The following is a 9,967-nucleotide window of genomic DNA, read 5'->3' on the forward strand; positions in this document are numbered from 1 at the left end:
ATCCGTTTGTTATCTCGTAGGATATCTGTCCCAGATGTCCTACAAATAGATGGACAGGCGAGACGCCTATCCTACAGGATCAATTTTTCCGTTAGGCAAAGCTATAAAAATTGACCAAAAAATTATAGAAGCCTGGGTTAATCAAGGATATACGTATGGTCAACTAAAAGATATCGTAAGGCAGTCTCATTCTTGTTTTGAAGCAACTCAAATTGATGATAATTATTCTGGTGCTTGGCTTTGCTTAGGAAATGCTGAATTTGCCTCAAAGCAATATGAAGACTCAATTAAAAGTTTTACTCGAACTATTGCAATTTGTAAATCTCGGCTTGCAACAAAACTAGACACAGATGAAAAAAATGTTGAGATAGATACTTGTGCTGCAGCTTGGAGTAATAAAGGTGATGCTCACCTGCATTTAAATCAAACTCAAGAAGCACTAGACGCTTTTGAAAAAGCGCTTAGTTTCAAAAAGAATTATAAGCCAGCAATAGATGGTGAAATAGAAGCGCGCAAACGTTTGAAATTACCGTAGAACAGCCTAGGAATTCTGTTCCACAATTACAGCCAATTACCTACTAAAATGAAAGGCGCCCAATAATAGGGATGATTATAATTTTCATCTTTTAAGAGAGTTATTTGAGCGTTACGTAGCGCTTCTGCCCTAGGCATTTTTTGGGTTATCAAATTTTGATAAAATTCTTTCATCAATTTCACAGTGGCAGTGTCTAATACTGGCCATAAACTAGCAATGGTACTACTTGCCTGAGAGCGTATCACAACTCCTGCCATACCTAAAGCCGCGCGCTCGTCTCCAGATGCTGTTTGGCAAGCACTAAGAACAAGTAATTCGATGTTTTTATTTCTTGCCCGACCTTGAGGATTAAGTAAATTCTGAAAATCATCTACTGTTATCTTACTCTTATCGCCAGTTACGAGGAATGTTCGCTCTCTACTGGAACTAAAAACTCCATGCGTTGCTAAGTGTACAATATCGGGAGAAGCTTTAATTTGGGCAAGCAAGTTGTTTTTGTTGAAACCTTCTGTGCGAACTATTTTAGGTTTCGGGTTTACTTTCAATTCCTCAATATTTTTCAATTCCTCTTCGACACCTTTAAGTGCTGGAAATTTCTCCTCGTCAACAATTTGTGTTTTACTAACACCCGCTGCTAAAATTTTTATATTGTTTGGCTGGAGCGGTTTGGGTTTAATGAGTTCCTGACCTATGTTTAAAACTATATTATATTTTTCAACTAAATATTCGTCGTTGATACTATCGTGCAAAGCAGTAATAGGAATTTTTTGGAAAGCTCTATCTAATATAAATACTAGTGTTTTAATTTTTTCTTGGTTTAATTGATTATTTTCTTCTAAAGGTCTTATTAGCCAATTATATATTTTTTGAGAATGCTCTTTAAATTTTTCCTTGTTACATTCTAGTTTTTTTCTGTCTGAGTCGTCTAGTTTACCTCCTGTGTGGATAAGGTAAGCTGAATCGGGTTCTAATTGAGTATTATTATATATAAGGCTTGCTAAATCTTCTATAGTCTTTTTTACATCTTTTTTTGGAACAACAACACTACTACGACTTGTTGTTTGACCTGCTTGATATAGAATTACCTCTAGGCTATTTTCTAGGATAATTGGATAGATAACTACGGCATTTTTATCTATATTGTCAATTTGAACTGGTTTATCTACAGGTGGGGAACATGGTTCTTGAAAAAAGTTGTCTAATTCTGCTAATTGTAGAGATTGCATGACAAGACGAGCTATATCTAAACTATTTTTAGGCGCCTTATTTTTATCTTCTATTTGTAATACCAGTTTGCTTGTATCAATTTTATTTCTATCAGCTTGCAATAGTAAATCGATAAATTCTCTGTATATAGGTTCTACGTTTTGACGAAAGGAAAACTGATTATCTGCACTTGTTACTAAGTCTGCCCGTAGTGACTGGAGTATATTCCATGCTTCTGCATAAGATGATAACGCAGCTTTTATATCTCCCTTAGCTTTGAGAATACGTCCTAATTGATGCCTTTGACGGTATAATATTTGACGTTTATCGGCGTTAATGTCGTTGGATAAACTTAGAGCTTGTTCTGTTAGTTTTTGTGCTGTAGTTAAATTGAGTATTTCTGGTTGAGTTAATGTATTTGAGTTAGTGACTTGCGGTTCATATAGTGTTGCTAAGTTAGTTAATGCTAACGCTTCTGCTTGTTTGTCCCCTATGTTACGTGCTTGTTTTATAGCTGTAGATAATATTTGAGCAATTTTTTGTGGTGGGAAAAATTGTTTATTATTAAGCTTATGATTAATTGCATTTAGATTCATCAAACTGTTACTAAAATTAATAACAGCATATATTGATTCGCGTGTTTGAGGTAAGTTGCCTAAACGAGATTCTATGTTTTGCTGTATGATGGCTAATCTTGTATCTCTTTTGTCTTGTAATTCTTGCCAAGGGTCATTTTGAATTTTGAGTATCTGTTCAGTCCACCATTGTTTATTCTCTACTAACAAACTAAATTCATTTAGGTCTGCTTGAGTTAGAGTTAATACTGAAGCTTGCTTCCTAGCTAAATTATAATTTTCTAATGCTTTGTTATATGCTTTGTTATATGCTTTGTCATCTACTTTGTCATCTGCTTGCTTATCTGCTTGCTCATATAAACTTAAAATATTTTTAGATTTAATAGCATCTACTACTTTTCGATATTCTAAGCTATCTCTACTTTTATTTGCGAAATTACGCTCTAAGTTACCTAAACTAATATATATAGCGCTTTGATATTCTGGATATTTTTGGGATGCTTCTAAGCTTTTTTGTAGAACTTGCTTTGATAATTCAAATTCGCCGAATCTTGAGAGTATATCACCAAGAAGATGTAAGCTAGCTACCTGGTTACGATTTTGCTGTATTTGGATATTTAAAATTTTTAAAATTTTATTAATGTTTTGATTATTGCTAACAAGTTTGTCGCAAGTTAATTTGTTCGTATAAATTTTAGGAATTTGATTACACGCTTCTGGATAAAGTCCTAAAGAGTACAATGCTTTGGCTTTATTAATGAGATTTCTATTTTTACCTTCTGTATCATTTCCATATGCGTCTGCTGCTTGTTGCCATACTTGAGCAGCTTCGGCAAAGTTTCCTGTATTGTAATATGAGGCGCCTTGCTGTTCTAATTGTAAACCATTGGATGCTAAAACTGGTGCAATTAAACTAAAAGCTAACGTTAATAATGCTAAAAATATTGGTTTTAAAATGGATTGTACTGCATGGTAAAGTACAGACCTTTTTCTTGCCATGTTCTGTCCCTCGACTCAATTTCAATTAAAGGAATACCATAATCTATACGCGCGCTGAATCGTTCACTCATTCGCCATTGTAAACCCAAACCTACAGAGGCTAATGTATTAATAGGATTTGTATTGCTTTCACTCCCATTATTCCAAGTTGTTCCAAAGTCAACGAATGGAATTACCTGTAAAACGTTTTCCCCTGAGTTGGTACTATAAACAGGTAATTGTAAATCTGCTGAAACAAAAATCCCATTATTGCTAAACAGTGCATCTTGACGATAACCACGCGCGCTAAATATACCTCCTAATGTAAACTGCTCTAATGGTACGATAGCTCTGTCTGCTAGTTGTACGTCAGAACGAACTAAAAGTCTAGGAGTTACTCTTGGGTTACTAGTCTCAAAACCAAGTAAACGTAACCACTGTAGTTGTCCTCTCCATGCAAAAAAACGACTATCAGGCGCCTCGTTATTAATAGTCGCATTCAAAGCACCTACTCCCACACTAAATTGAGAACGGGCTAAAAACACTTCTTGAAAACTGCTTCGTCTCCACTCCTGAAAAAAACGTAGTGCGGAAATGCGAGTGTTTCCTCTTGCGTCCGCTCCTACAGAAATGGGAAAATCTACTCCTAATACTGAAGTATTACTTTCTCTTCGAGATAATGTTAAACCCAGTGCAAGTTCTTGAGTAAACTCAGCACGCGCGTTTTGCACTATTGGCTGACGTAAGGTAATTTCATAGTTACGAGAGTTTGACTCAATATCTAAGCTATCAAATGGCGGTTCTATAATATTGTTGAATGTGTTGTTAAAGCTGAAACTAATCGTACCATTACGGGAATTTATTGGTATAGTGTAGCTTGCGTCTATGCCATTACTACCATCGGTGTTGTTATAACCTATATTTAAGTTATCTCCAAATCCAAGTAAATTGGCTTGTTCAATTTCTATACCTCTTCTAAAACTGCCTACGCTGGGGTTTCTACTATTATCGGCAATTATTCTAACTTTAAAGGTTTTTGCTTCTTTATAAGTAACTTTCAGTAAATTAGTACCAGGAACTGTACCCGCAGATAGTTCTGCGGATATGCTGTCTATTAAGGGATTTTGTTGCAGTAGCTGTAAAGCTTCTCGTAAATGCCGAATATTTAAAGGTCTGCCAATGCCTAATTCTAAACGCGCGCGTACATAATCATTATTTAATCGTTTTGTACCTGTTTGGTCTCTTGTTACTCTTACCTCTTGTAAACTACCTTCTATAATTTGGATTTTAACAACACAACTTTTATTTGTTTGTCCGACAAAACAACCTGTGAGAGTTTGTTCGGGAATTTAGGCGCCGGAAGTAACGTATCCTTCTCTTATATATAGGTTAGTTATTTTGGAGGCAGCTTGGAGCAACTGTGTAAAAGTTATAGGTTGCTTTGTGTTTGTAAATTCTAGGATTTCTTTACGTAGTTGTTCCTGATTAAATATAGTAGAGCCATCAAAATCAAAACGCTCAACAGTAATTTGACTAAAGTCATCAAACTTTTGCCCAGGAATACTTAATTCCGGAGAAATTTGTAGCAGTTCCTCTTGGGGAAGCAAAGGTTCTGGAGTTTGGGGTTGAGGTGGAGTAACTGGGTTAGGAATTTCATTCTGAGGAATGTTTTGCCCGCGCGCTTTTAGTGATGTTCCACATACAGTTAATAACCCTAACATGACTAAAAATTTAACGTGCATGGCAGTTAGCTGTGGGTAGGGTTTGAGATGCTTGGTTGCCAGCATTTGCCGTAAGAGTAACTTCACCCAAGTTATTGACTCCCCACCCTGTAGCTGGTTGTGGATATTTAACTAAAGTACTTTGAGTTTGCCTAGTTGTAGGGGAATTATTTGTAAATATTACATCACTATTAAGTGGTTCTGTAGGACTTGGTGGTAGTCCACCTCTTCCGGTAATAATAAATTGATTACGATTTTTTCCAACTTCTGCGGTGCAAGCTGATGCTACTTGGTTCTCTGGACTGAAGAAAGTTACTGGTACGTCGATTAATTCTTGGTTTGAACCGACATCTGGAAGATTTATCTCGATGATACCGTTAAATTGAGTTCCTAATTCAGAACTGGAGGTAATGGCGCCAGGAAATGCAAAAAGTCCTTGAGTTGTAATGCTTACATTACCTCCTTGTCTTCCAGCATCTGCTTTGATGCTGCTGTTTTCTAAAATAGCTATTGCACCTGCATTTATTGTGATGTTACCACCATTGCTATTATTTCCAGCAATCGTAGAGATTTGGGAGTTTCCACGCAACTGCAAAGAGTCTCGAATATTTAGCGTTGTGTTGGCGCCAGTACCTTGTACTGTAGCACCTCGAATGGCGCCATCTTTTAACTTGACTGAGGTAGCTCGTACTTGAAGTCTACCAGCAGTTCCTGAACCACTTCCGCTTACCGATAATTCCGCTCCGTCTCGTATATTTAATAAACCCGTGTTAATTTCCAAGTTACCACCTGTTCCCGTAGCTTCGGTCGCACGAATATTGGGTCTATCTTCTCCAGACAAAGCAAATATACCACTAGTAAATGTACGTATCTCTGTTTGATTGTTTAGTTCAACCCTACCAATACCAGTAAGTTCTATTGAAGAGGCATTAATAGTTAAGTTACCTCCCCTACCTCCGGGAATATTATTATCACCTTTACCACGAGTGGATACAGAAATTCTGGCGCCATCTTTAACTAATAAACGACCAGTATTAACAGTTAAGGAACCTCCATCTTGGGTTCCTTCGGTTGCTGCAAATAAACCACTGCGACTAAAAGTGTTAGTGTTGGGGATAACGCTGGCACCCACTAATTCTATAGACTCAGAAGCTTTGACATTAAGTTCTCCAGATTTTCCAGTTCCAAAAGCCGTTACCGAAACGTCTGCTCCATCGCTGACTTTTAAATTTCTGCTATTTATCGTGATGTTACCAGAGTTGCCAGTGCCACGGGAAGTTGCAGCCAAAGTACTAAATTGCTGACTAATATTTGATGCTCCACTTGTATCTATTGCATCTGCTTGCACAGTAATATTACCAGAGTTACCCGAACCCTGTGTGCCAGACGACACTTGTGCGCCAGAGCTAATAGTTAACTTTCCAGTTTCAATTTTGATATCTCCTCCCTGACCTGTAGCAACGCTAGCAGCTATATTGGGTCTATCCTCTCCAGATAAAGCGAATATACCACTGGCAAATGCACGTGTTGCTATTTGATTATTACTGTTTAGCTGTACGCTACCAACACCACTAACTTCTACCGAAGAAGAGGCATTAATATTTAAGTTACCTCCCCTACCTCCGGGAATATTATTATCACCCTTACCACGAGTAGACGTAGAAATTCTGGCGCCATCTTTAATTAATAAGCGACCAGTATTAACATTTAAAGAACCACCATCTTGAGTTCCTTCGGTTGCGGCAAATAAACCACTGCGACTAAAAATATCAGTGTTGGGAATAGCGCTGGCGCCAATTAATTCTATAGACTCAGAAGCTTTTACATCAAGTTCTCCAGATTTTCCAGTACCAAAAGCCGTTACCGAAACATCTGCTCCATCGCTGACTTTTAAATTCCTACTATTAATTGTGATATTACCAGAGTTGCCGACACCACGGGAAGTTGCTGCCAAAGTACTAAACTGCCGACTAATATTTGATGCTCCATTTACATCTATTGCATCCGCTTTGACAGTAATATTACCACCTTTACCTAAACCTTGTGTAGCAGCAGACACTTGTGCGCCAGAGCTAACAGTTAACTTTCCGGCTTCAATTTTGATATCTCCCCCCTGACCTGTAGCAAGACTAGGAATTATATTGGGGTCTGGTCTTTGCTCTCCAGATAAAGCGAATAAACCACTAGGAAAACGACCATCAGAACTGGTGCCTCTTAATTCTATTTCTCCTGCATTAACGAGTAAACTGCCTCCTTGTCCCCCTGGTTTACCGTTTTGACCTGTACCGCGCGTTGATACAGATACCCTAGCTCCATCCGCTACCTGTAACTTGGGTGTATTAATTGTGATATCACCACCGCTTTCTGTTCCTTCTGTTGCAGCAAACAAACCACTACGACTAAATTGTCCTGAAGGAGTATTACGGGCGCCAATTAATTGTATGAACTCAGAAGCATTAACAGTAAGATTTCCTCCCTTCCCTGAATTAAAAGTAGTCACAGACACATCACCACCAGATGAAGAAGTTAAACGATTAGTGGTAATATTTATATTTCCAGAATTCCCACTTCCTCTTGATGTCGCTGCAATAGTACTAAACACTTCACCATCGGCAGAGGCACCGCTAACTTCCACGTTAAATGCTTTTATATTAATAGAACCAGCATTGGAGGCGCCTAAAGTTTGCGCGGAAATTTGAGAACCATTCGTCACCGTTAAATCTTGAGCTAATACAAAAATTTCGCCACTGCTTTGATTTGCATTTGTCGAGATAAGTTTAAGCGCTGACCCAGACAGTAATTGGATATTACCAAAATTAGTTACACCGTTGTAGCCTAAAGTCCATCCATTATTTACAGGGTTCAAACTGACTAAACCGTTACTAACACTGCCTACTTCAATACGTCCCTGTGAAGCTGATAACTGTCCACCATCGAAAGTAATATCCCCACCCACCAGCGCAATAGTTTTTTCTGGAGACACTTGTAAGTTAGCAGAACGATTAATAATATTTGCTCGTGTTCCCGGAAACTGCAAACCTAAAGGAACATTAACACTTAATAAAGACGCGCGCTGGGGATTAATCGCACTAAACTCGTTACCATCGGCAAACTTTATACTACTTGCTGTACTACTTATAAAAGAACCGCCAACCTCTAACCTGGCATTGCGCCCAAAAATAATACCATTGGGATTAAGGAAAAATAAGTTGGCATTACCTCTAGCTTGGAGCAAACCATCAATATTCGAGACAGACCCACCTGTAACCCTTGTCAAAATATTTTGAATATCCAAAGGGTTATTAAAAGAAGCTGTTCCACCTGTCGGAACGGAAAACTCTTGAAAACTATGAAATAAATTCGGACCTGCTACAGTTCCCCCATCTATTTTTATAAAGTTTGTATTCGCTTGAGGTGTAGTCACCGAGTTGACCGGGAGGGTATTATCTGGGAAAACTTGCCCGACTGCGGAACCAGGCGCCGTTGCCAACCATACAGAAATACCACAAACAAACCAGGATAGAGAATTTCGTATCATTGGATACAGAATTAACAATAGATAGTAAGAATAGCAACAATTATTGAATATTGAAAAAATACTACGAATAATCAGCTAGAGTCAAACAATAAGGTAATATTACTACCAATCAGGCATTTGCGCTCACATGCTCATCCGTAATCAGTCTTATAAGTGAAGCTATCATTATGAAATTCTCAAAATCATTTTTGCTTGGTTTAACCGGAGTAATGACGATTGCAGCAACCCCAACTCTTGCTCAGTCTACCTCAGACTATAAAGTTTCGTATCGTTGTGACATCGATCAGGCAGTACCAGTTACCGTTGCTTATAACCCCAATAACAAACAACAAAAACCATTACCTGTAATTACTTGGAAGCAAGAAAATATAGACTCACAGAATATAAAGCAAGATTGTCAGAAAGCAGCAGAAAAACTGCGTGCGGGTTTAGATTTAAAAAGTGCCACAGAAGCAGATATGTATTTAGCTGTTCAGAGCAAAGCCTTAAATACAAGTAATTCTCAAAATAGAATAGCTTTATATAGCGTTTGTTTAGTTGGCAAAGCACGAGGTACAAGTTGTGGAACAAACTCTGATAATTTACTAGTGCGTATTAAATTAAAAGCAGAATTACCACAGACAAAACAGCAAGAATATTTATCGTCAATTATCAACCCTGATTTTGCTGAGTTAGATATGGAAGGTACTAGAACTATTGGTGTAACTTATCCAAAAATTAGATCTAGAAATTTTTGGCAAAGATTATTCGGTTAAAAAATGTAAATTCGTTGTAGCACAGGCATCCTGCCTGTAAATTCTTTTGATGAATTTATATCTTGACAAAAAGGTTAATATGTGTATAGGATAAATGTCTTATTTAAGATTGTACGTCTTAGACATCGCTTCTAAAACGGCACCTTTTTTTGCTAGATTATTGCTAGATTAAATATTGATGAATCTCATAATAGATTTTTGTCAAGAAAAACAACGTGCCAAACAAGAAGCACAACGTGCCGAACAAGAAAGACAACGTGCCGAAAAACTACTAGAAGATATGCGAACAATTGAACGTCTAAGAGCAAAACTTTGGGAACTGGGTATAGACCCTGATACTTTGTAGAAAATTTTTTAATAAACCACGTAATCCGGAGGATTTCCCGCAGGGTAGACACAAAGGGCACAAAGAAAATACGGTTGTTTATCTCACTACAAAATATTTTTCAATCATTGAAGCATTTATTGGCGCCGATAATTTACTTTTAGTTTTCAAAATATACGATACTGTTACAATACTGCTCGGTTAACGTTTTTTAACCAGAATAGATCCCCCTAAATCCCCCTTAATAAGGGGGACTTTATAAGGCTTTTAGCCCCCCTTAATAAGGCAGGGCTGTTTCATTCCCTCTCAAATCGGATTTGTCAAGATGGTTAGC

Annotated in this window: 7 protein-coding genes; 3 read left to right on the forward strand and 4 right to left on the reverse strand. The window is 37.6% G+C overall.

The genetic code is table 11. The annotated features are described in order from the left end of the window. Positions 1-49: 49 nt before the first annotated feature. A complete protein-coding gene (locus AC2JBO_RS38970; protein ID WP_496958994.1) occupies positions 50-535 on the forward strand; it encodes a tetratricopeptide repeat protein in 486 nt (161 codons plus the stop codon). Between the two features lie 26 nt (positions 536-561). Here the strand turns inward: AC2JBO_RS38970 and AC2JBO_RS38975 are convergent, their stop codons facing one another. The 4 genes from AC2JBO_RS38975 to AC2JBO_RS38990 are packed head-to-tail and all read right to left on the reverse strand — an operon-like array spanning position 562 to position 8,553. Beyond that, complete coding sequence (locus AC2JBO_RS38975) at positions 562-3,315, reverse strand: CHAT domain-containing protein (RefSeq protein WP_496958995.1); 2,754 nt, start codon at positions 3,313-3,315, stop codon at positions 562-564. Further along, positions 3,267-4,643: a ShlB/FhaC/HecB family hemolysin secretion/activation protein gene (locus AC2JBO_RS38980; RefSeq protein ID WP_496959000.1), complete on the reverse strand. Its 1,377-nt coding sequence runs from the start codon at positions 4,641-4,643 to the stop codon at positions 3,267-3,269. The genes AC2JBO_RS38975 and AC2JBO_RS38980 overlap by 49 nt, the downstream gene beginning before the upstream one ends. Next, complete coding sequence (locus AC2JBO_RS38985; RefSeq protein ID WP_496958996.1) at positions 4,644-5,036, reverse strand: POTRA domain-containing protein; 393 nt, start codon at positions 5,034-5,036, stop codon at positions 4,644-4,646. Continuing rightward, positions 5,026-8,553, reverse strand: a complete 3,528-nt coding sequence (locus AC2JBO_RS38990) for a two-partner secretion domain-containing protein (RefSeq protein WP_496958997.1) — start codon at positions 8,551-8,553, stop codon at positions 5,026-5,028. The genes AC2JBO_RS38985 and AC2JBO_RS38990 overlap by 11 nt, the downstream gene beginning before the upstream one ends. Positions 8,554-8,720: 167 nt before the next feature. Here AC2JBO_RS38990 and AC2JBO_RS38995 point away from each other — a divergent pair, with 167 nt between their 5' ends. Both AC2JBO_RS38995 and AC2JBO_RS39000 read left to right on the forward strand, forming a co-directional pair. Continuing rightward, complete coding sequence (locus tag AC2JBO_RS38995) at positions 8,721-9,308, forward strand: hypothetical protein (protein WP_496958998.1); 588 nt, start codon at positions 8,721-8,723, stop codon at positions 9,306-9,308. A 178-nt stretch (positions 9,309-9,486) separates the two neighbouring features. Beyond that, positions 9,487-9,654, forward strand: a complete 168-nt coding sequence (locus AC2JBO_RS39000; protein ID WP_496958999.1) for a hypothetical protein — start codon at positions 9,487-9,489, stop codon at positions 9,652-9,654. The last annotated feature ends 313 nt before the right edge of the window (positions 9,655-9,967 follow it).

The organism is Calothrix sp. CBUCES-K 9914, from assembly GCF_059640475.1.